This window comes from Microbacterium sp. CCNWLW41, assembly GCF_037083505.1.
In genome coordinates, this window is record NZ_JBAOJP010000007.1 from 1 (window position 1) to 19,863 (window position 19,863).

Consider the following 19,863-nt stretch of genomic DNA (forward strand, 5'->3'; position numbering starts at 1 on the left):
TGACCGTAGGCGACAGCATCAAACGCGCCGCACAAGGAACGAAGAACGTCACCGACAAAGTCGTCGACGCAGTCGAATCAAAAATCAGCGACGTCACAGACACCATCCATGACGCGGCCTACGACGCCAGCGACAGAATCCACAAAGCAACCGGACGCGAGCCGAAAGAAAAGTAGACGTGCCCGAACAAACGAAATCCGCCCCACCTTCCCGCAGGAGAGTGGGGCGGATTCATGCGAAGGACGGCCCGCTAGCGGAGGTCGCGGCGGAGGGAGGCGCTGGGCGTGTACCGGCGCTCGATGGCGGCTGCCGTGGGCTTGGTGATGAGCGCGTAGCTGGCCTGGACGACCACGACGGTGAGCAGCACGAGCTGCGGCCACTCGGGCACAGCGTCGCTGGTGTACACGTAGTAGAACGCGAGTGCGACGGCGGCGAGCACGACCGAGACGACGACGGACAGCGTCCGCTTCTGCCACGGCTTCTCGATGAACGACAGGATGCCGTTGAGGAAGCCGATCAGGTGCGGTGCGAGCAGGCCGAGGAGCACGAGCACGCCGGCGGGGATGGTGGGCAGGGTGATGTCCATCAGGGGGACTCCTTCTTGTGTTCGAGGTTGGTCATGCGGTCGGCGAGGTCCTGAATCTGTTCGGTCGTCGCCTGGTGGTTGTCGTGGTTCGCGCGGCGGTCGTCGCGGAGCTCCTGGCGGATGCCGCCGATGTCTCGCTGCACGGACTTGAACTGGCCTGTGACGGTGCGGCGGAGGTCTTCCATCCACCGCTTCGTCTCGGCGTGGCGGGAGTCGTTCTCCTCGCGCAGGTTCGTGTCGTGGTCGTTCTCGACCTGGACGCGCGCCGCGGCGCTGTTCGTGCGCGCTTCGGCGGCGTCCTTCTTGACCTTCCCGACCCAGCTCCCGAGGAGGCCGAGCAGCGCGAGGGTGATCGCCTGTCCAGCGATCACGAGCTGGACCATCACCCCCTCGCTCATGCGACCGCGGGGATTCGCTTGAGCAGCTCGTCGAGGGACCGCGCGAAGCCCTTATCGCTGAGCGTCTCGCTGACCTCGATGGCCATCTGCCGAGACCAGAACGCCCCCTTGCCGAAGTTCGACAGGTTGTCGAACGCGCGGGAGTGGTAGGTCGCGTCCATCGCCTCCCACGGGATGCCCAGCATGAGCTGCACCTCCGTGAGTTCGTCGTTCGAGTACTCCGCCGGCGTGACGCCGGTGAGCTTCTTCGCGGCGGACAGGGCTTCGAGGTTGCGGACGTAGGCGACACGTTCGAAGCCGACGAGCCAGACGCGGCCGTTCCAGATGATCGGGGTCATGGTGTCCTCCTTGCGGACGGGGATCGTTGCGGGTGCGGGTGCGGGGTCTTTGCCGATGTGGCCGAGGGGGCCCCAGAAGGTCCAGTGCCAGTCCTCGTCGAACGCGGCGCCTTCCCAGGTGATGTCGTGTCGCTCGCAGAGCTGGCGGGCACGACGGTGCGCGGCCGTGCCGGAGTCGTTGTACGGCCAGCCGAGGTCGTTCGCACGGCGGCGCTCGTGGTTGCTGGATCCGGGCGCGCCGACGGCCCACGGGTGGATCCGGTACCAGAGCTCCCCGTTCCACCATGCGGTGCCGTAGACGGTGCGACCGCCGGGGTCGAGGGTCATCCGGTCGTACCAGATCGCGAGCTGCTCCTCGGGCTCTCGGTCGCCGTCCGTGACCACGATCTCCGGGTGCCCTTCCGCGACGAGATCCGCGGACAGCGCCCCGAACGCGTTGCGGGTGCCCTCAGCCAGGTTGTACGCGCCGTCGACGTAGATCGTCATCAGTGCTCCTCTCATGACGGAGCCCCGCCACGGTGGGCGGGGCTCCACGGGTCCGGTTAGGCGATCGCGCCAGCGATGAGCGCGACGACGACCATGGCGAGCAGCGCCGAGGCACGGGTGTTGCCATGGAGGCCGTCGAGCATCAGCTGGTGCGCGTTCGCCTGCGCGTACAGGCCGATGACCTGTTCCTCGTCGATCAGCGGCCAGTCGTGCTGCTGAGCGATCTGGTAGAGGTGCGCGGCGAGCGCGTGGGTCGGTTCGAGCCCGCGGTTGCCGTCGATGCCGCCGGGGCTGATGATGATCACCGGCACGCCGAGGGCCGCGAGCTGGTCGTAGTAGACCGTGAGCGCGTTGAGATCGGTGATCTCGTTCGTGCCGAGGGCGCTGATGATCACGTCCGGGGATGTGGCCGGCCCGTCCACGACCGTCGCGAATCGTCCGGTTGGTGAGGTGCCGGACCAGTCCGAGGCGGCCGAGGACGGTCGGGCGGGGTTGGAGATCCGCAGCATCGGTGTGTCGTAGGTGAGGGTGATGCCGGACACGTACAGGTCGCCGGTCGCCTCGAGCTTCACCGTGTGCGGGTTCGGTGGGAGCGTGCCGAGCGGGATCGGGTGGAACCCGGCTGTCGCGGGGATCGTGACCGCGGTGGCGGTGCCGTCGATGGTGAGCGTGGCGGGGCCGCCGCCGGGGATCCGCGCCCACAGGGTCCCGCCCGCGAACCCGTCGAGGGTCGCGAACTGTGCGGACTTCGGGTCCGTGGTGCCGGTCGTGGTGGGGCGGACGCCGATGCTCGTCGTCGGGGCGAGCTGCATCCCGACGAGCGTCCATCGTGGGTCCATCAGACCGTCGTCGGCCTGCACGAACCCGTCGGCGGCGGCGAGAGACCGGCGCACCTGCTCCGGCCAGCCCATCACGAGCCCCTGGAAGTTGGAGCCCTTCGAGTCCGCGGTGATCAGGATCTCGCAGGAGTCGCGGCCGAGGACCGCGGCGATGACGCGGCGGCGGATCTCGAGTAGCGCGGGCGATTCCCGGTTGAACACGGGCGGGCGGAACGTCGCCGTGGTCCCCACGATCCATCCGGGAAGGGTCTCGATCGGACCCTCGAAGCGGGGCGCGTACCGCTTGTCCAACGCTTCCTGCGTCATCGGGAGCAGGTCACGGGTGACCAGATCCGCGCCCAGAGAGAGGACGGGCATCAGACCACCGGCTCCCCGTCAGCGACGCCCGGGAGCGTCGACGGCCACCCCGCCTGAGTGAACGTCTCCATCACCGTGGAGATCGCCCGCGCCGCCTTCGCGAACTGCACGAACACCGCCCCGGAGGAGTTCACGGCGAGGCGCACGATGTGCCCGTCCGACTGGATCTTGTAGTCCTTCGTGGACGTGTAGAACGGGCGGAACGACTGCAGCTGCGTGCCCGAGATGATCGCCCAGCTCTGCCCCTCGGCTGCTGCCGGAAGCATGAGCGAGTCGAACGCCCACAGCACCTGGAAGTCCCGGCGGGCCACGAGCAGGCGACCACTGGTCACCTGCCCCGGGGTCAGCAGCCCCGTGATGTCACGGAACCCCGTGAAGCTCCCAGTTTCCACGGTCTTCCCATCGAAGGTGAGCGCGGCACGGCCGCTGGCCGCCACGATCGTGGAGGTGAACTCCGCACGGGTGATCAGGGTCTTGTTTGCGTCAGCCATGGCGGCCTCCTACCAGTTGAAAGCGGGGGTGGACTGCGGCACAGGCCACACGGTCGGACGGACGATCAGGGCGCCCGTGTCGTCGGGCAGGACGTAGTGGGTGGCGGCGAGACCGTTCGGGCCGTCGTAGACCCACTTCCCGGCCTCCAGGTGCACGCACTTGATCGGCTTCACCTCGGCGGCGTTGAGGCCCTCCTCGATCGCGGCCATGACCGCGTCTCGGATCGTGGGGTCGTTCGCGATCACGTCGCCCGCGACGACCTCGAGCAGGCCGATGAGCGCGGCGCGGAACTCGCTGTCGGAGGTGTTCGTGATCACGGCCATGGAACGGTCGGTGGCGAAACTCATCTCGCCCCATCGCGTGAGCGGCATCAGGCACCCCCTACCAGGTGGGTCTGGTCGAACCAGAGCACGGGCTTACCGTTCGGGAGGCCGGAGATGTCGACCCAGACGACGTCGTTGCGGACCCGCAACACCTCGGGCGGATCCCCGAACCCGAACCACACCCCGGACAGGGCCGGGACTGCCCCGGGAAGTTGGTCGATCGGCCCGCCCTGTCCCGGATGGAACATCGGCCACTCGACTTGTCCACGGGCGCGGTTGGTTGGGTCCGCCGGGTTCTTCAACCAGGTCAGAATCGGCACGTACAGCAGCCCCGGTGTGGACTCCAGGTCCACGATGAACGCCCCCGTGCCGACGGTGAACGTCTTCGCCGGGACCTCACGGTCCGAGATCAGCCCAGCCGCGATGATCGAACCGACCGGCCGGAACCACAGCTCCGGCTCGTTCGCCGCCGGGATCGGTGCACGGTTCGCGTCCCACGCGTTCCCCGTGATCGTGACCTTCGCCATGGCGCCTCCATCTGGACAAGAGAAGGAAACTGGGTTACCTTCTTGGGGTGGATCAGATCAGGGCCGAACTCGAAGCACTCGCCGCGGAGCGAGCCACCTTCGACGAACGACGTGACGCGCTCATCAAGCGCGCGCACGAGGCCGGGATGACCTGGAACAAAATCGCGGAGGTCCTGGGGATGACGCCGCTCGGATTGCGGAAAGCCCGCGCACGGATGGAGCAGTCATGAAGCGCACGCCCCTCGCCGCTGTAGCGGCCGTTCTCCTGCTCGCCCTGGCCGGGTGCGCCGGAACGACCGAGGCGCCCGCAGATGCGAGCGCAGCACCCGAAACGACGACACCTACGGAGACACCGACCGCGGAACCGCTGGTGGCGGAGGAGCCGAAGGCCCCCGAAGTCTCGCCGGAGGCGTTCATCTCTCAGGTACGCGATGAGCTCCCAGAGAACACGCAGATCCCGAACGCCACCGACCAGCAGTTGCTGGATGCAGGCATGCAGGCATGCGATCGGATCCGCGCCAACGAGTCAACCGAGGTGATGTCTCTCATCGAGGGTGAGCAGCCAAATGGCCTCGGCTACTTCGCGGACAGCGGGGTCATCATCTCGGCCGCGCGAGCGAACCTGTGCCCCGACCTCTTGAACTACGTGCCGACTAGTTGACGACCCGCAGCAACTCGTTGCTGCCGCTGATCACCACCATGTTCGGCTGAGCCCATGCGCCGACGTCGACCTTCGGAATCGTGTTCATCGAGGCAGTGATGCCGGTGTTGGAGACGGTCAGGGACCGGGAGCCGACGCGCAGCCGCGCGACGCCGTCGAATGCGGCGGCCTGAGCGTTGCCCTTCGTGATCTGAATCCCGTCGATGTCCGCTCGCACGGAGGACCCGTTCGCGAAGTCCATCCGAGAGTTGTTCAGCACCGTGTCACCATCGGGTCCCTGGACGACGATGCGCCCGTTCGTCGCGACGATCAGGTCCGACATCAGTTTGAGGATCCCGGTGATGTCGACGTTCCCGGTGATCTGCCCGTTGCCGGTCAGCTTCCACGGGCCCTGCAGGTCGATCGTGCCCTGCCAGATGATGGTGCCGTTGCCCTCGAGGCGTCCGGTGATGCGGAGGGTGCCGTCGACGAGCTGGAGGCCGGTGACGCGAATGCCTGGGTCCCCGCCGATCACCTGGTTGACGCGGATGCCTTCCGCGGACTCGACTCGCATTCCGCCGCGGGTGATCGAGGAGAACCCGAGCGGTGCGGAACGTTCGGCCGATCGCAGGCGCCGGTTCAGTCCCGTGATTGCTTGCGGGAGATCGAGTCGCTGTCGCGCTACCATCGCACCTCCTACAGCGGTTCGAGGACGAGCGAGTACTGGGCGGACTCTGTTGTCCCGGAGTACCCGATGACCCGACGACGCACGATGCCTGGGTCGAGCCACGGGCTGGTCTGGTCGATGAGGGCAGTGAGGATCGATCCGATCCGAAGTTCAGAAGGCGGGATGTCCTGGGTGAGGACGTCGGTCGACCACTGAACCCGAGGACCGGCGTGTGACTGCACCCATGCCAACGCGAGGGCGTCGAGGTGGGCCTGGTCGTCGATCTCGCGATAGGGGACGATGTAGTCGGCGGAGACCGGGACGGTCTCTGGGAGTGCGGCCTGTCCGATCCGCTGGTCCTGTTCGGACCCGCGGCCGACGGCGAAAGCTCCAGTAGCCATCTCGGAACCGTCGTGCACGACCTGAGCGCCGACGAGCGACCCGGGCGCTGGGGCGGCTCCGCTCGTGGGCGCGGCCCGCAGGGGAAGCTCGTACGCGGGACCCGTCAGGTGCGGGGTACCGATCCTTGCCGCCCACCAAGCGGCGCCGTTTCGGAACTCGGGCTCCAGCTCGATGTCCGGCCCGATGTCCTCGATGTCGGAGAGGATGTCTCCCGCCGTCTGTCCGTCGTACGCGAAGTACTGCGCCCACGGTGACGAGCCGAGCTCGGCGCCGCCGACGTCCACATTCAGCGGCCAGGCGGCGCTGTACGGGTGCACGAGGGCGTAGTACAACACCTGCCGCGCGACACCGCGTGTGGAGTATCCGCGCCAGTCGAACACGGACTGCGGCGTCATGTGCCCGACGCCCCACAGGTATCGGCGAAGGATCCTTGCCCGGATGTCCTCATGGGTAACGGTGAGTTTCTCGGTCGTGATGTCGAACGAGAGGTTTCGGATCGGCCGGTGACAGATCGGCTGCCCATTCCAGCAGACCGTGATCATCCGAGTCCGCGGCTGGAACAGTTCCCGCCGGTCCGCTCGTGAGAGACCGTCGTGATCGCCGAGGCGGAAGACGTGTGTCTTCTCACCTGTCGGGTTCCCTCGCTCCCACTCCCCGGACTCCGGAGTGAGCCGTTCGAGGAACACGCCGCCCTGGGTCGTACGTACCTCTGTTGAGAACTCGCCCACCGGCGCCTCCTGTCACTCGTAGGCGTCGTAGATGCGCCCCTGGATGGTTCCCGTCCCGCCGGCTCCCGTGACGCTGTGAACGACGCCGAGCTCACCGCCGGGGATCTCCCACCGGCCCGGATAGCTGATCGCGCCGAGCACACGGACCCCGTTGCGGTACACACGAGACGCACCGACGTCGACCGTCTCCATGGCGCCAGCCGGCAACGCCGTGGTCACCACCACCTGGCCGAGCCCGGCCGCCGTGATCGTGTACCCGTTCGGAAACGGCCCGTACACGTCGATGAGCGGCGCGATCGGAGCATCCCCCTTGTGGGAGATCCGGATCGACCCTGCGCGGACGGTGCTGCGCATTCTTCCGACGAGGATCGGGTCAGGGAATACCCACTGCACGAACGCTTTCGCGTAGTGCCGTCCGTGCCGTTTCCCCGAGTCACGGAACGTGATCTGACCGCCACGCCGTGCCCACCCGGAGACGGTATCGCCCAGATGATCGATCTCCACCAGGAATCGCCGACCGCCCTGGCCGACGCGCTTGAGCTGCGAGCGAAGCGCGCGCAACTCCGTCATCGAGTAAGCGATCACGTGCAAATCGATCGAGACCACCCGCGCCCCGGAGAACACGGCGAGGTCAAACTCGCCACGCTCCCCGGGGCGCGGGATGGACTCACGACGGACTTCGGCGCCATCGTCGATTCCGATCACGCCATCCTTCGCGACGAAGATCCCCGACTCGGTCGCCCGCGGCCGCCCCCGAATCTCCGCACCGTCGGCGCGAATGATCAGGGTGGTCTCGGGGGCGGCCATCAGGAACTCCTCACCAGGCTGTCCATCTGGTCGCGCGCCAACGCGGCCGCGACCTTCGGATCCTCATGCGCGTAGGTGTTGTGCTGCTCGATGTGCGTCACGGGTACGGACGCCCCTCCCCCGCCTCCGCCGCCGGACGTGGCCACGGTGGCAGACGCGGATTCCATCGCGGCCTGCGCCCGCCGTGACGCGGTCGAGGCCGCATCCACCAGGGCGTCACCGAACTTCGGGGCTTCGTCGTCCGCACCAGCGTTGAACTGGGCGAGCGTTGCCGCACCGGACTCCTTCAACTGCCGCCACCCGGAAGCGGACAGCGGCCCCTTCTTCGCCGGAGAGTGCGGGAAGAAGTCGAGGATCCCGCCGAGGACCTCCCCGATCGCGTCGCCGACGGCGCCGACCATCGAGAAGAACCCGTCGATGATGCCCTGTATGATCTGCGCTCCGAGGCCGAGCCAATCGACCGCGGCCAGCCCATCCCAGATCGCCTTCACGATCTGCGGCAGGGCGGCGATGATCTTCGGGATCGCCTCGATGAGGCCCTTGATCAGCGACACCACGAGCGTGATTCCCGCGGTGATGAGCTCGGGCAGCATCGTGATCAGTCCGGCGACGAGCTGGAGCACCAGTTCGACCGCTGTCGTGATCAGTTGCGGCAGCGCGGCGATGAGTCCCTGCACGAGCGACAGCAGCAGCTGCACGCCCGCTTCGATGATCATCGGCAGGTTCTCGACGATGGCCTGCAGCAGCCCCATCACGAGCGACAGGGCGGCTTGCAGGAGCATCGGGAGCGCGGTGACGATCCCCTGGATCAGCGCCATGAGCAGCCGGATGCCACCTTGGATGATCGTCGGGAGCGCGGCCACGATCGCCGACAGCAGTCCGCCGACGAGCGACACCGCGGCCTGCACGATCAGCGGCAGCGCCTGGATGATCCCCTGGATGAGGGTCATCACGAGACGGATCGCTGCGGTGATGATCGCAGGGAGGTCCGCCACGATCCCGTCGATCAGCGCCGTCAGGATCGACAGTGCCCCGTCCGCGAGCAGCGGCAGCGCGGTCACGATGCCGTCCACCAGCGCCGACACGATGCCGGTCGCGGCGGTGACCAATTGCGGGACCGCGGAGAGGATGCCCTGCACGATGCCGGGCAGCGCCTGGACGACCACGTCGATCACCCCGGGCAGCGCCTCGGTGATCTTCGACACGATCCCGGTGATCGTCGCGACCAGGGCCCCGGCGTCCCCGCCGGTGGCGAAGAACCCAGCCAGTGCGGCCGCGGCGATCCCGAGGGGGCCACCGAGGGCGGCGAGGGGGCCGGCGAGTCCGCCGAGCAGCCCGCTGACGAGCGGGAGCTTGGACAGGAGCCCGGCGAGCCCTCCGGCGCCGAGCGCGGTGAGCATGCCGACGACCGGGCCGAGGACGGGCGCAAGGCCCTTGAGCCCGTCGAACGCGGCAAGCCCGCCTTCCCCGAACCGGTTGAGGAGGTTGGTGATCCAGTCCATTGCGGGACCGAGCACCCGGGACAGGGTGTCGCCGAACGCGAGGGCCTTCTCTTCGATCGGGCCGAGCGCGTTCGTGACCGACTGGAATAGCGGGGCGAGCTTGGCGTAGAGGCCGAACATCTCGCCGGTCTCTTTGTTGATCCCGCCGAACACGTTCGCGCCGACACGGCCGAGCGCGGCGAACATGTTCTTCAACGCGCCGGGGACGGTCTTGCCCATCTCGTCGGCGACGGTTCCCGCGGCAGCTTCCGCCGCGCGCGCGAACGTGTCGAAGTCGACCTTCCCCTGGGAGGCGAGGTCGAACACTTCCCCGGCTGTGACGCCGAGGATCTTCCCGAGCTCCTGGTAGATGGGGATGCCGCGGTCGGCGAGTTGGCTGATGACGTCGTTCTGGACGCCGTTGGCCTGGGTCGCTGCCTTGTTGAACAGCGCGCCCATCTCCTCCATCGAGGAGCCCGCGGCCGAGGCGGTGTTGGCGATCCGCTTCAGGTGTCCCTGCAGCTGCTCGCCGGGCTGGATCTGCGCGGCGATCGCGCCGGCGGCGACGTTCGCCGCCTCTCCGAGACCGAACGCGGTGCCCTTCACCGACGCGGTCGCGTCGTTCATGATGGCCGCGACGGTCAGGCCGTCCTTGCCGAGCCCGGTGAGCTTGGCGCGGGCGGTGTCCAGCGACGTCAGCCGGGACATGCCCTTGGTCAGGGCGATCCCGACAGCGGCCGCGGCGGCGGTTACCCCTGCGGTCGCGGCGGACTGGATCCCGGTGCCGAGCGCACGCCCTGCGGCGGACGCGGCGGTGCTGGCGGCGGAGACGATCCCCTGGAACGCGGATCCGGCGACGGCACCGAGACGGCCGACACCGGACGCCAACGAGGACACCAGGCCGCGGGCGGCCGGGCCACCGGCGGCGGCGATCTTCGCGAAGATCCCGCGCACCTGGGTGGTGACCGGGCTCAGCCAGGTCGAGACCTTCGACCCGAGCTTGACGAACGGGGACGCGAGGATCGTCGCCTGCGCGGCGAGGTACTGGCCGAGCGGGGCGAACGCGCCGCGGACGGTGGAGCCGATACCGCCGAGCCACCCGCGGGTGGCGGCCCACGCGGAAGCGAGCTTGCCGCCGACCTGGGTCGCGAGGGACGTGAACGTCGAAGCGACCCGCTGCGCGGTCAGCCGGGCCATCTTCCCGAGGAAGGTCAGCCCGGATACGTCCGACACCGCCCGCAGCAGCCCGCCGAGGGATCCGGCGAGGCCAGTGAACGCGGACTGCGCGGCGCGGGCGTCCTTCCACCCGGCGCGCAGGGCGCCCAGGGTGCCGCTGACGCCGGTGAACACCTTCGACCAGGACGCGGCGTCCACCGCGGTCTGGGCGGCGGTCACGGCCTGCTGGGCGGCGGTGAGACGCTTCGACGCGGCGGTGACCGCGTCGATCGCCGCGGTGTGGGTGCGGCGCACCGAGGCGAGGCGTTCCTCCGCGGCGACGGCCTGCGACGACGTCGCCCCGTTCTTCGCGATCGCCTCCTGCAGGCGGGCCTCCGCGACACGCACCTTCCCGGCCTCGTCCTGCTGCTTCAGCCGTGCCTTGGACAGTGCGGCCGACGCGGACGCGACGTCCCCGGTCAGCTTCCGCAGCGCGCCCGCGCCCATGTCGCCGGCGGCCGTGGTCAGCGCGGACTTCATGTCGCGGCCGAGCGTCCGGCCCGTGCGGGCCCCGGCACCCTTGAACCCGCCCTCGAAGGTCTTCGCGCCCGCGGCGCCCGCGGAACGGGTCTCCTTCGCGACGCGGGCCTTGAAGCCCGTCAACACGGGGAAGACGGAGATGTGACCGGAACCGACCTCGGAGGACATCAGCACCCCCTCAGGACGTGAACACCAGCCCCTCCTCGAGGGACGCTTCCGCTTCGGCGACCTCGGCGGCGTCGCGCGGGGCGGTCTTGCGCGGGCCGGGCATCGCCCACGGCATGAGCTTCTTCGCCGCGTTCGCGTTCCCGATCTGCGCGATCAGCCCCAGCAGATCCAGGGTCGTCGCGGGGTACGCCCACCCGGCGAGCTCGGCGCCGAGGTGCGTGGACGGATCCTCCGCGGCGGCCTCGAGGAGGATCTTCGCCTCACCCCAGGTGAGACCGTCGCCCAGATCAGAGATCCCTACACCGAACGCTCGTAGCGTGCGGGCGGCCGCGGTCCGGTGCTCTCGGATGATCTGGGCGACGGAGACTATTCCGGGAGGGCCGCCTTCGTGACCCGCTGCAGGATCGTGAAGTACTTCTCCGCGAGGACGGCCGTCTCGGCGATGTCGTGGGACGTGAACGCCTTCGCAGCGGCCTCACCGCCGACGTTGGTCAGGATCGTCTTGAACTGGTCCACGGGCCCGCCGACGCCGTCGAGGTTGTCGACGTCGTCGAGGCTGAGGGAGATCGGCACTTCGACGATCGTGCCGTCGGTGAAGCGGCCGATGAATGTCCGCTCGACGATGATGTACCGCACGTCGATGGTGTCGGCGATCTGCGCGATCGCCTTCTCCTCCGCGTCCTCCGACCAGCTGTCGAAGTCGTACTCGGGAGTCTTGGTCTTGGTGGCCATGATGGTCTCCTTGTCGGGTTACGGGTGGGTCGGGTCGAGAAGAGGTGAGGCTGGCCGGGGTGACCCGATAGCACCCCGACCAGCCGGTCTTGGGTCAGCCCTCGCCGGGGGCGGCGCCAGGCACACCGACCCACTGCCAGAACGGCGCCCCGTTGAACAGGTCGTCCTCCTGCCAGGTGAAGGTGACCGCCTGGCCCTCGACCTCACCGCGGGTCTGCTGATCCGGCTCGACCGCGGTCACCGCGGCGACGCCGATCTGCCGCTTCTCCTTCCCGCCGCGGTACTTCGTGACCACGAGCAGGATGAAACGGTTCGAGGGGATCGAGGACGACACCTCGATGACGCCGTTCGCGTCCGGCTCGGCGCCCTCGGTGAGCTCCTGCACGGCAGGGTTCTGCTCGGCGAGGTTGATCACCACCGCCCGGGTGCCGTCGCCGGCGAGGGTGTACCCCTTCTGGAAGAACTCGATCGCGTCGCCGGACTCCCGCGACGGTGCCGGTCCCCCATCGACCTTGTACAGGCCGAGGCGCTTGAACGCGGCGGGCAGGGTCAGGGGGCTCTTGTTCAGGTCCAGCTTCGGGATGACGTTGGCCACCTCGGCGGGGGCGAAGGCCGCGAGGCCCGTGAGGGGGACGCCGACGGCGTCGAGGTCGTTACCGGCAGTGTCAGCCGCCATGATCTTCTCCTTCTGATGGTTCGACGTCCCCAGGCGGGGCCGGTTCGGTATCGGGTGGATGCGGGCCGCCCAGACGGGCGGGCAGGTCGGTGGTGGCTCACCAGGAGCCGGAGACGACGTACTGCGCCGTCATGTAGCGGCGGGCGACGTCGAGGGGCTCCGTCACCGCATAGGGGCCGTTGCAGCCGTCGAAGTCGACGGCTGCGATCGGGCTGCCGGACACCAGCGGGAGCTCGTCGTCGAACAGGACCCCGGCGAGCCACCGGGCGAGGTCGTTCGCCGGCTTGTCGTTCATGCGGGACCCGGCCAGCACCGAGGCGCCGATGGATCGGTCGAACGTCGTCCAGTTCATCCGGGTCCCGGAGTCGTCACGGATGACGATCAGCGGGCGTGCCAGGGGCAGCTTCAGCCCGACCGGTTCCTTGTTCCCGACCTCGACGTCGTGGCCTTCGGCAGCGGCGAGCGTGCGCACGTATCCGGTCAGCCACAGCTCCAGGTCGGGCGGGGTGACCCTCACGACTTCGCCGCTTTCAGGGCTCGGGCGAGGTTGCCCGTCTTCGACTCGATCAGTAGCGTCTTCGCGTCGTCGCCGACGACGCGGGTCGTGCGCCGGTAGGTCGCCTCGTAGTGCTCGATGTGCAGGCCGTCACGGTAGTCGCCGGAATCGACGGGTGCGGTCGACTTCGCGATCGCGAGTGCGCGCTCCGCGACCTCGTCGGTGAGCGTCTCCACACGGGCAGTGCGGAGGATCGCGTCGAAGAACTTCGGGTTGAACTCGACGATGGTCTGATCCTTCCGGGGCATGGCGTCACCGCCTTTCGGTTCAGCCGACCGATCGGGTCAGCGGGATCTCTCGGGGCGGAGTCCACCCGGTGAACGGGTTCGTGTCCGCCGCTGGCGGGATGCCGTCGATGCTGTACAGCGGGGCGTCGGCCCCGCCGTCGCGGATCCGATCGCCCTTCTGGACGTCGACCGTGCCCTCGCAGAACAGCGACTTCGATTCGAGTGCCTGCTCGCGTGTGGCGTTGCTCAGCATGGACGTGGACGTCTGCGCGATGAACGCCCCGGGGATGGGGAGCTCGTCCGGGTCATCCCAGTCCTCGCCGATCACCGTCTGCGAGTACGGGTCCAGGACGGGCTTCGCGCGGAGCCGGACCACGGTGCGCCCGAACGGGAAGTCCATGCTCAGTACCTCTCCGGCCAGATGCGGCCCACCGGCCGATCCGTGGGGAAGCTGCCCGCTGAGTGCGCGGCCGACGGACGCGCAGCGCACAGCGCCCGCAGGGCCCGTGTCGGCTGGCCGTCGAACGCGGACCGGACGGCGACGTCGTACTCGACGCGCGCCGAGCCGATCGACTGCCCTTTCACGAACCGCGAGCCGCGAGCCGCAGCGGCTTTGAACACGCGCCGCAGGATCGCGAGCGCGTTCTTCTCGTCTTCCCCGGCCAGGGAGTCGAGGCAGGGGGCGATGTCGCGAGCGATGACGAGGACCTCACGGGCGAGGTCCTCGTCGGCGCCGACCTGGTCATGCGTGATCACGTCATCGCCCCCCGACTGTTACTGCTTGGCGTCGTCCGCGAGAAGCGCGGCGACGATCTGCGGGCGGTTGCCCGGCTCGGCGGGAACAACCTTGGCGGCGTCCTCGCGGTCGGAGTTGCGCTTGTCGATCTCCGCCTTCAGGTCCTTGACGCTGACACCCTTGTAGATGCCCTCGTCCACGACCTCGGCATCCTCGGCGGCCTCGTCGACGTCGACGGCCTCGATGAGTCCTCGGTCGGTGAGGTGCTTGAGCGACTCCTCGGACACGCCCTCGGGTACGACGTCGCCGCGGCGCAGGAGGACCGCGACGCGGTTCCCGCCGGCGCCGCCGACGGACACCTTCGCGGCCGCGGCCGTCACGATGTGCTGGGTGCTCATCACGGGGCCTCCGTTCCGGTCAGGTAGAACGCGGCGAGCGGGTCGGTGACGATCGGCACGTGCACGTTCCGGGCCTGGAGGCGGGTCTTCTCCGACTCAGGCACGCGGATGGACGCGATCTCGACGCCGGTGTCTCCGCCGATCGGACGCATCTCCGGGGTGGGGATCTGCTCGCGGGCGATGCCGCCGAGGCGGCGCCGGTCCACGAACAGCGGGTCGGTGATGTCGTCGCCGTCGTCCGGGATCCACGTCAGGCCGGCCACGGTCGGGAAGCCGTCCGTGAGCGCCTGGCGGTCGTCCTTCGGGAGGATCTCGAGCAGCTCCGGAATGACCTCGGCGTACAGCTCACCCGGCAGGACGACCGTGTCGATCGAGTAGCCGAGCTTCTGCCGGCGCACCGCGGCCTTGACGCGCAGGGCGTCCTTGTAGACCTGCTTTCCGGTGGTCCAGGTCGCGCCGGCGGCCATGGTGTTCGTGATCGACGACGCGACGGCGCCGATCGCCATTTCGTTCGCCGAGAACACGAGCTCGGTCTGCAGGAACGTGAAGGCGTCGTCGATCGGCTGGCGCAGCAGCCGGCCGACCTGCTCGTCCGTGACTTCGGTGGCGAGGCCGTCCTTCATCGCCGAATAGAACTCGTACTCTTCCTGCGACATCGGCGTGAGCTTGTACTCGCCGCCGGGGGCGACGATCTCAGCGCCACGCTGTGCACGGATCACCTCGTTGATGGGGACGCCGATCGCGCCTCCGGTGATCGTGAAGCGCTTCTGCAGCAGAAACAGTCCGAGGAACTGCTGCGCCTGCAGAATCTCTCCGAAGCGGCGAGCGACGAGCGTCGGCGACTTCAGGAACGCGATGACCTCGGCGGCCGAGACGTTGGCGAGCTGGCTCGGGGTGAGCGGGTAGGTCTGCATCGTGCTCTCCTTTCTCAGAGCTGGAGGGCGCGCACGAGCGCACCGTCCGCGGCGGACGTCAGGGCGAGGAAGACCGCGTCGCCTTCGGCGACCGTGCGGACGGTGCCTGCGGCGGCGGTCTCGAGCTTCTGGCCGCGGGTGATGGCACCAGTCGCCTTCAGCTCGTGGATGGGCTTGCCGATCTCGACGGTCAGCTTGTCGCCGACGGCCGCGTCGTAGCCGGCGACGCCGACGTACTTCGCGGATCCGGCGGCGGCGGGCGCGACCGACATGTCGGTGGCGCCGACTTCGACGGCCTGGCCGCCGATCACAGCAGCCGTCACGTTGAAGGTGACGGTGTCACCCGGGCGGAACAGGGGCAGGTAGCTGGCCATGCTCAGGCCTCCTTCTCGGTCGAGCCGTACACCGAGCCGTACAGCGCGTCGTCGGCGCTGGTGAGGGTGTCGGCGTGGCCGATCTCCTCGACGGGCACGGCGTTCTTCGGGAAGGACTCGAGCAGCGCCTTGATGCCGTCCTCGTCCTTGTCGAGCTGGGCGCGCCAGCCGTCCTTGGCGGACGCCGCGATGCGGCCGTCGTTCATCGCGTCCGCGATGATCTGGTCACGACGCTGCGCGTCGATCGCTTCCATCGCCTGGCGGCCCTTGTCGGCGTCGGCGCGGAGCTGGTCGTGCAGGGCCTTGTCCATGACGATCGCGCCGTCCGGGATGGTCGCGGCGGGCGCGGCCGGGGTGTCGGCCTGCTCAGCGAGCGCCTCGTCGAGGGCGGCCAGAACCGCCTCGTCGGAAGCATCGGCATCGGTCACGCCGAGCCGCTCGATGATGCCAGCCTTGATGGTGTCGCTCACGGTGAGCTCCTCCTTCTGGATGGGGGTACCCGGCTCGGTCGAGTCCGGGGTCTGTGCGTCGACGTGCGCGGCGGCCCGGCGGCCGTTCTTCCGCGCGAACACCGACAGGTCGAACTTCGCCTTCGCGGCCTCGGCGTCGCCGACGCCTTCGATCCGGTCGGCGAGCTTCTCCGCGACAGCCTCCTCGGCGGTCAGGAATCGGTCCTTGTCCATCTCGGCGAGCCAATGCTCTACCGTGTCTCCGGACTTCGCCGCGTACACGCTCGCGATGTTGCGGTCGAAGGACGCCTCCAGTTCGGCGGCGACCTCCCGCAGCTCAACGGCGTCACCGATCGCGATCGCCCAGGCGTTGTGGATGTAGAGCTGACTGTTCTGCATCATCACGAGCTCGTCGGCGGCCGCAGCGATGAACGAGGCGGACGACGCGGCGATGCCCTCCACGACCGCGGTGATCTTCGCCGGGTGAGAGCGCAGCGCGTTCATGATCGCGATGCCCTCGAACACCTCGCCGCCCGGCGAATTGATCAGCAACCGGATCTCGCTGATGTCGTCAGGCAGCTCGTCGAGGACGCGCGTGAACTCCTTCGCGGAGACGCCCCACCACTCGCCCCAGCTGTCGATCGGGTCGTACAGCCGGAGGGTGGCGACGGTGCCGCTCGTCTTCGACGACGGGAGCTCGGCACGGATAGGGGTGCGCTCGACGCTCGCGCGCCCGGCGGGTCGGAACGGATTCATGCGGCCTCCTCAGGCTGAGTGGAAGGGATCCGGCTCACGTCGGGTCCGTCCCCGGTCAGGTCCGCTCCGGCGGCACGGAGGATGTCGCGGGCTTCGTCCTGCCGCAGCGGCGGCTTGTCGGTCGCGAGATAGACCTTCTGCGAGATCTCGGCCACGGTCCGGGCAAGGTCGCGCACCGCGTCCGCGGTCTCGGCGGCGTCCGTGAGGTCCTCGACCGGCAGCCCGAACTTGTCTCGGACGTACGCGCGCAGCGCGGGGTCGGGCTTGACGGCGCCGCACTCGATCAGTGACTTGATCGCGTCCGCGGTGATCTGCTGCTGCTCGCCGATCACGGCAGGCACCAGCCGCGGTGCGGGCTCGGTCGGCCCGAACGCGTGGTCGACGAGGTCCTCGATGACGTGCTGCTGGGTGACGTCGGCGATGTGCTGCGCGACGGCGTTCAGCGAGTCGGTGAAGAAGTTCGCGAAGGTCGACCCGAGTGCCCAGGACCCGGTCTCGGTGCCGAGGTTCAGGAAGTGCGCGAGGACTGCGCGAGCGATCTGCTCGTCGTAGTACCGGATCGGCCCCTCGGTGTCCGGGAGCTTCCCGCTGACGCCGACGAACTCGAGCTTGCCGCCCGGGCCTACCGCGGCGCCCGCCGCTTCTCCCGCCCGCGCCTGCTTCGCGATCTCCAGGCCGCGCTTGATCTCCTCGTCCAGCCAGGCGATGACCTTGTCCAGATCCTCACCCTCCGGCGGGGCGCCGACGGTGAATACCGGCAGGCCCAGGCCGTTGCGTTCCGCGGTGAGCGCCTGGATTCGCAGCACGCGGTCCTTCAGCAGCCACATCTTGTACGCGGAGCGCAGCAACGACTCCCCAAGCCAGTTCGACCCCTCGCGCTCGTTCACGAACGCGACGAGACGGTCGACTCCGATCGGCCTGGACAGCCCGTGCTGACGGATAGCGACCAGCCCGCCGTCCTTCGCGACCTCGATGTCCGAGATCGTGCGCGGCGGACGCCACGCCAGCTTGGCCAGGTGGGTGCTCCCCGAGGACTGGTCGTAGACCTGCTCGAAGAAGCTGTGCCCGTAGACGAGCTCCAGCAGCGCGAGACGCAGGAACTCCTTGAACGAGAACCGGCCCCGCGTGCGCAGCGGTGCGACGTACGGCTCCCCCTTCACCGGGAGCCCCAGATCTGCGGCGACGTGCGCCACGACCTCCGGACGGCAGCCGGCACCGTCGATGACCCACTCGGTGCGCATGATCGGCAGGGTCACCGCGCGCAGCACCGACTTCACCTGCGGGTCCTCGCGGCGCATGCGGTCGAATACGTCGATCGAGTTCGGCCACTGCAGCTCGGGGTTCGTCTCGTGCGTCTCCGCCGTGAGCTTGCCCCAGCCCACCAGCCCCGAGTCCGCCTGGTAACCGATCTCAGTCAAGGCGCACCTCCTTCGTCAGAATCGCGCCGAGGCGAGATCGAGCTCGTCGCGACCGATGTCGGCGCGGGTGAGCACGGCTGCCTTCGGCGGCGGCGCCTTGCGCTTCTGCGGTGACGCCTCGGACTTGAGCACGCCCCACAGCGCCCAGGTGATGGCCTGCGCTTGGCTGACGGGCTTGGTCGGGTCGGACTGCTCCCATGTCATCCCGGCACGGCCGATGTTCCGGGTCGTCGCGAGTTCGAGCGAGCGGGTGACCTCGTCCTGCTTGCGGTGCGGGACGAGCCCGGCGTTCACGAACTCGATGAACAGAGTGTGCGCTGCGGCGATCTCGTCGAGGTTCATCGCGAGGTACTTGATGCCGGCGGCGTCGAGCGCGCCGATGACGGCGGCGGCGTTCTTCGGGTCGAGCACGACGAGCGCGTTACCGTGCTTCGCCTTCAGCTCCTTCAGCTTCGGCGCGATCCAGCGGGTGCCGCTCTCGGTGTGCAGATGTTCTACCGCGATGGTCTCGGAGTCCACCCGGACGGCGGCGCCGATGGTGCCGTACCCGCCACCGCGGCCGAGAGCCAGGGACAGCACCACGCCGTCGCCGACGACCGCGGCGTCGTCGCGGGCGTGCCGCTTCCACACCTCGAGGTCCAGCTCGGACAGCTTCGCCGCCGTCTCCGGGCGCCGGCTCGGCCAGATCGAGCACCGCTGCCGTGCGAACGCCTCCGGGTTCGTCTGGCCCATGCGGTTCCAGGCGTCCTGGACGGTCCTCCACGCCAGCCGGATCCCGAGGCCGGGATTCGCCTCCCGCCACGTCTGCGGTGAGCCGAGGTCGATCTTCGCCGCCGTGTCGGGGTCATCCGACCCTACCGGTGTGTGCTCGATCCATCCGGTGCGCTCCTGACCACCGGCGCGGCCTCGATCACGGATGCCCTCGAAGTACTCGCCGTCCTGGTCCTCCTTCGGGACCGTGCCGGTGAACAGCACCTGCAGGTTCGGACTCGCGTCCGACGCCGGAAGCAGCGCCTCGAGGATGCTGAGCGGTGAGTGCTGCGCCTCGTCCACGATCAGAACGTCGAAGGAGATTCCCACGCCAGCGGCGCCCGTCCTGGTGAAGAACACCAGGCGGTTGCCGTTCTTCAGCTCGATTGCCCAGTTGCCGTTGCCGGTCGAGATGCCGGTGACGCCCTGCGCAGTCTGCTTGCCGCCGCCGACGAGCTCGGCGCGCAAGATCGGCGAGGCGAGGATCGTTCGGCGGGCTCGGCGGAATGCCTCCCGCGCGGTCGCGCCCTCGTGCGCGGTGTGGCCGATCAGCTTCGGGGCGCCGTCCTCGCGCGGCCAGAGGAACAGGTGAGCGAGCTCGTACGGCAGCAGGATGTTGCCCTTGCCCTGCTGCCGCGAGACGAGTACTCCGAACTCGGTCGCAGCCCACTGGCCGTCGGCATCGATCGACGCGATCGCCTCGAGCGCGCCCTCCTGCCACGGGTCGCACCGGATGTTGGCGAGATCGCAGATGTCGAGGACATCATCGACCAGCGTGTCAACGCGGCTGAGCGGCAGCGCCCTGACTCTGGGCTCTTGCAGCCCGAGCAGCTCGGGCCTCGGCGAGTTGCTCGGCAAGGGTCAACTCCTTCGGAGGCTCGACCGGACCGCGGGTCGCTTCGACAGCCGACCGGAACTCGCGCGCGATCGGCGCCAAGCGGGT

General features: G+C 68.9%; 25 protein-coding genes. 2 read left to right on the top strand and 23 right to left on the bottom strand.

The genetic code is table 11. From position 1 onward, the window contains the following. Positions 1-250 precede the first annotated feature (250 nt). Genes V6R91_RS22435 through V6R91_RS22465 form a run of 7 tightly spaced genes read right to left on the bottom strand, consistent with a single transcriptional unit; the run spans position 251 to position 4,346 of the window. A complete protein-coding gene (locus V6R91_RS22435) occupies positions 251-586 on the bottom strand; it encodes a hypothetical protein (protein WP_336397140.1) in 336 nt (111 codons plus the stop codon). Continuing rightward, positions 586-984, bottom strand: a complete 399-nt coding sequence (locus tag V6R91_RS22440) for a hypothetical protein (protein WP_336397141.1) — start codon at positions 982-984, stop codon at positions 586-588. Before V6R91_RS22440 ends, V6R91_RS22435 begins: the two co-directional genes overlap by 1 nt. Next, complete coding sequence (locus tag V6R91_RS22445; protein ID WP_336397142.1) at positions 981-1,808, bottom strand: hypothetical protein; 828 nt, start codon at positions 1,806-1,808, stop codon at positions 981-983. The genes V6R91_RS22440 and V6R91_RS22445 overlap by 4 nt, the downstream gene beginning before the upstream one ends. Before the next feature lie 56 nt (positions 1,809-1,864). Then, positions 1,865-3,004: a hypothetical protein gene (locus V6R91_RS22450; RefSeq protein ID WP_336397143.1), complete on the bottom strand. Its 1,140-nt coding sequence runs from the start codon at positions 3,002-3,004 to the stop codon at positions 1,865-1,867. Further along, positions 3,004-3,495, bottom strand: coding sequence for a hypothetical protein (locus V6R91_RS22455; protein WP_336397144.1), 492 nt, complete (start codon positions 3,493-3,495; stop codon positions 3,004-3,006). Before V6R91_RS22455 ends, V6R91_RS22450 begins: the two co-directional genes overlap by 1 nt. 9 nt (positions 3,496-3,504) lie before the next feature. Beyond that, complete coding sequence (locus tag V6R91_RS22460; protein ID WP_336397145.1) at positions 3,505-3,867, bottom strand: hypothetical protein; 363 nt, start codon at positions 3,865-3,867, stop codon at positions 3,505-3,507. Continuing rightward, entirely contained in the window at positions 3,867-4,346 is a 480-nt protein-coding gene (locus tag V6R91_RS22465) for a hypothetical protein (protein ID WP_336397146.1), read from the bottom strand. Before V6R91_RS22465 ends, V6R91_RS22460 begins: the two co-directional genes overlap by 1 nt. A 47-nt stretch (positions 4,347-4,393) precedes the next feature. Between V6R91_RS22465 and V6R91_RS22470 the strand changes: the two genes are divergently transcribed. Together V6R91_RS22470 and V6R91_RS22475 are read left to right on the top strand one after the other, a co-directional pair. After that, positions 4,394-4,576, top strand: coding sequence for a hypothetical protein (locus V6R91_RS22470; RefSeq protein ID WP_336397147.1), 183 nt, complete (start codon positions 4,394-4,396; stop codon positions 4,574-4,576). Beyond that, positions 4,573-5,007: a DUF732 domain-containing protein gene (locus V6R91_RS22475; protein ID WP_336397148.1), complete on the top strand. Its 435-nt coding sequence runs from the start codon at positions 4,573-4,575 to the stop codon at positions 5,005-5,007. Before V6R91_RS22470 ends, V6R91_RS22475 begins: the two co-directional genes overlap by 4 nt. Here V6R91_RS22475 and V6R91_RS22480 read toward each other — a convergent pair. The 16 genes from V6R91_RS22480 to V6R91_RS22555 all read right to left on the bottom strand — a co-directional run bounded on the left by V6R91_RS22480 (position 5,000) and on the right by V6R91_RS22555 (position 19,778). Continuing rightward, complete coding sequence (locus V6R91_RS22480; RefSeq protein WP_336397149.1) at positions 5,000-5,560, bottom strand: hypothetical protein; 561 nt, start codon at positions 5,558-5,560, stop codon at positions 5,000-5,002. The genes V6R91_RS22475 and V6R91_RS22480 overlap by 8 nt on opposite strands. A gap of 122 nt (positions 5,561-5,682) precedes the next feature. Beyond that, positions 5,683-6,783, bottom strand: coding sequence for a hypothetical protein (locus V6R91_RS22485; RefSeq protein WP_336397150.1), 1,101 nt, complete (start codon positions 6,781-6,783; stop codon positions 5,683-5,685). Positions 6,784-6,795: 12 nt separating this feature from the next. Then, positions 6,796-7,590: a hypothetical protein gene (locus V6R91_RS22490; protein WP_336397151.1), complete on the bottom strand. Its 795-nt coding sequence runs from the start codon at positions 7,588-7,590 to the stop codon at positions 6,796-6,798. Continuing rightward, positions 7,590-10,934: a phage tail protein gene (locus V6R91_RS22495; protein ID WP_336397152.1), complete on the bottom strand. Its 3,345-nt coding sequence runs from the start codon at positions 10,932-10,934 to the stop codon at positions 7,590-7,592. The genes V6R91_RS22490 and V6R91_RS22495 overlap by 1 nt, the downstream gene beginning before the upstream one ends. A 366-nt stretch (positions 10,935-11,300) precedes the next feature. Continuing rightward, a complete protein-coding gene (locus V6R91_RS22500; RefSeq protein ID WP_336397153.1) occupies positions 11,301-11,666 on the bottom strand; it encodes a hypothetical protein in 366 nt (121 codons plus the stop codon). Between the two features lie 94 nt (positions 11,667-11,760). Continuing rightward, positions 11,761-12,342 carry a hypothetical protein gene (locus tag V6R91_RS22505; RefSeq protein WP_336397154.1) on the bottom strand — a complete coding sequence of 194 codons (582 nt, stop codon included), beginning with the start codon at positions 12,340-12,342 and terminating at the stop codon, positions 11,761-11,763. 97 nt (positions 12,343-12,439) lie between these two features. Beyond that, on the bottom strand, positions 12,440-12,859 hold the full coding sequence (locus V6R91_RS22510; RefSeq protein ID WP_336397155.1) for a hypothetical protein: 420 nt from the start codon (positions 12,857-12,859) through the stop codon (positions 12,440-12,442). Further along, positions 12,856-13,146: an HK97 gp10 family phage protein gene (locus tag V6R91_RS22515; RefSeq protein ID WP_336397156.1), complete on the bottom strand. Its 291-nt coding sequence runs from the start codon at positions 13,144-13,146 to the stop codon at positions 12,856-12,858. Before V6R91_RS22515 ends, V6R91_RS22510 begins: the two co-directional genes overlap by 4 nt. A gap of 19 nt (positions 13,147-13,165) precedes the next feature. Beyond that, positions 13,166-13,525 carry a hypothetical protein gene (locus V6R91_RS22520; protein WP_336397157.1) on the bottom strand — a complete coding sequence of 120 codons (360 nt, stop codon included), beginning with the start codon at positions 13,523-13,525 and terminating at the stop codon, positions 13,166-13,168. 2 nt (positions 13,526-13,527) lie between these two features. After that, the gene (locus V6R91_RS22525) at positions 13,528-13,881 is read right to left on the bottom strand and encodes a hypothetical protein (protein ID WP_336397158.1); all 354 of its coding nucleotides are present in this window, start codon (positions 13,879-13,881) and stop codon (positions 13,528-13,530) included. A gap of 18 nt (positions 13,882-13,899) precedes the next feature. Then, entirely contained in the window at positions 13,900-14,259 is a 360-nt protein-coding gene (locus V6R91_RS22530; RefSeq protein ID WP_336397159.1) for a hypothetical protein, read from the bottom strand. Beyond that, entirely contained in the window at positions 14,259-15,173 is a 915-nt protein-coding gene (locus V6R91_RS22535) for a phage major capsid protein (RefSeq protein ID WP_336397160.1), read from the bottom strand. Before V6R91_RS22535 ends, V6R91_RS22530 begins: the two co-directional genes overlap by 1 nt. Before the next feature lie 14 nt (positions 15,174-15,187). Next, complete coding sequence (locus tag V6R91_RS22540) at positions 15,188-15,547, bottom strand: capsid cement protein (RefSeq protein ID WP_336397161.1); 360 nt, start codon at positions 15,545-15,547, stop codon at positions 15,188-15,190. A gap of 2 nt (positions 15,548-15,549) precedes the next feature. Beyond that, complete coding sequence (locus V6R91_RS22545) at positions 15,550-16,752, bottom strand: head maturation protease, ClpP-related (RefSeq protein WP_336397162.1); 1,203 nt, start codon at positions 16,750-16,752, stop codon at positions 15,550-15,552. Continuing rightward, positions 16,749-18,170, bottom strand: coding sequence for a phage portal protein family protein (locus V6R91_RS22550; protein WP_336397163.1), 1,422 nt, complete (start codon positions 18,168-18,170; stop codon positions 16,749-16,751). Before V6R91_RS22550 ends, V6R91_RS22545 begins: the two co-directional genes overlap by 4 nt. 15 nt (positions 18,171-18,185) lie before the next feature. Beyond that, positions 18,186-19,778 carry a hypothetical protein gene (locus V6R91_RS22555; RefSeq protein WP_336397164.1) on the bottom strand — a complete coding sequence of 531 codons (1,593 nt, stop codon included), beginning with the start codon at positions 19,776-19,778 and terminating at the stop codon, positions 18,186-18,188. Positions 19,779-19,863 lie beyond the last annotated feature (85 nt).

Bases quoted from the DNA above. Each gene is read 5' to 3' on its own strand.
- V6R91_RS22435 (WP_336397140.1), bottom strand. From the start codon at position 586: ATGGACATCACCCTGCCCACCATCCCCGCCGGCGTGCTCGTGCTCCTC.
- V6R91_RS22440 (WP_336397141.1), bottom strand. From the start codon at position 984: ATGAGCGAGGGGGTGATGGTCCAGCTCGTGATCGCTGGACAGGCGATC.
- V6R91_RS22445 (WP_336397142.1), bottom strand. From the start codon at position 1,808: ATGACGATCTACGTCGACGGCGCGTACAACCTGGCTGAGGGCACCCGC.
- V6R91_RS22450 (WP_336397143.1), bottom strand. From the start codon at position 3,004: ATGCCCGTCCTCTCTCTGGGCGCGGATCTGGTCACCCGTGACCTGCTC.
- V6R91_RS22455 (WP_336397144.1), bottom strand. From the start codon at position 3,495: ATGGCTGACGCAAACAAGACCCTGATCACCCGTGCGGAGTTCACCTCC.
- V6R91_RS22460 (WP_336397145.1), bottom strand. From the start codon at position 3,867: ATGCCGCTCACGCGATGGGGCGAGATGAGTTTCGCCACCGACCGTTCC.
- V6R91_RS22465 (WP_336397146.1), bottom strand. From the start codon at position 4,346: ATGGCGAAGGTCACGATCACGGGGAACGCGTGGGACGCGAACCGTGCA.
- V6R91_RS22475 (WP_336397148.1), top strand. From the start codon at position 4,573: ATGAAGCGCACGCCCCTCGCCGCTGTAGCGGCCGTTCTCCTGCTCGCC.
- V6R91_RS22480 (WP_336397149.1), bottom strand. From the start codon at position 5,560: ATGCGAGTCGAGTCCGCGGAAGGCATCCGCGTCAACCAGGTGATCGGC.
- V6R91_RS22490 (WP_336397151.1), bottom strand. From the start codon at position 7,590: ATGGCCGCCCCCGAGACCACCCTGATCATTCGCGCCGACGGTGCGGAG.
- V6R91_RS22495 (WP_336397152.1), bottom strand. From the start codon at position 10,934: ATGTCCTCCGAGGTCGGTTCCGGTCACATCTCCGTCTTCCCCGTGTTG.
- V6R91_RS22500 (WP_336397153.1), bottom strand. From the start codon at position 11,666: ATGGCCACCAAGACCAAGACTCCCGAGTACGACTTCGACAGCTGGTCG.
- V6R91_RS22505 (WP_336397154.1), bottom strand. From the start codon at position 12,342: ATGGCGGCTGACACTGCCGGTAACGACCTCGACGCCGTCGGCGTCCCC.
- V6R91_RS22515 (WP_336397156.1), bottom strand. From the start codon at position 13,146: ATGCCCCGGAAGGATCAGACCATCGTCGAGTTCAACCCGAAGTTCTTC.
- V6R91_RS22520 (WP_336397157.1), bottom strand. From the start codon at position 13,525: ATGGACTTCCCGTTCGGGCGCACCGTGGTCCGGCTCCGCGCGAAGCCC.
- V6R91_RS22530 (WP_336397159.1), bottom strand. From the start codon at position 14,259: ATGAGCACCCAGCACATCGTGACGGCCGCGGCCGCGAAGGTGTCCGTC.
- V6R91_RS22535 (WP_336397160.1), bottom strand. From the start codon at position 15,173: ATGCAGACCTACCCGCTCACCCCGAGCCAGCTCGCCAACGTCTCGGCC.
- V6R91_RS22540 (WP_336397161.1), bottom strand. From the start codon at position 15,547: ATGGCCAGCTACCTGCCCCTGTTCCGCCCGGGTGACACCGTCACCTTC.
- V6R91_RS22545 (WP_336397162.1), bottom strand. From the start codon at position 16,752: ATGAATCCGTTCCGACCCGCCGGGCGCGCGAGCGTCGAGCGCACCCCT.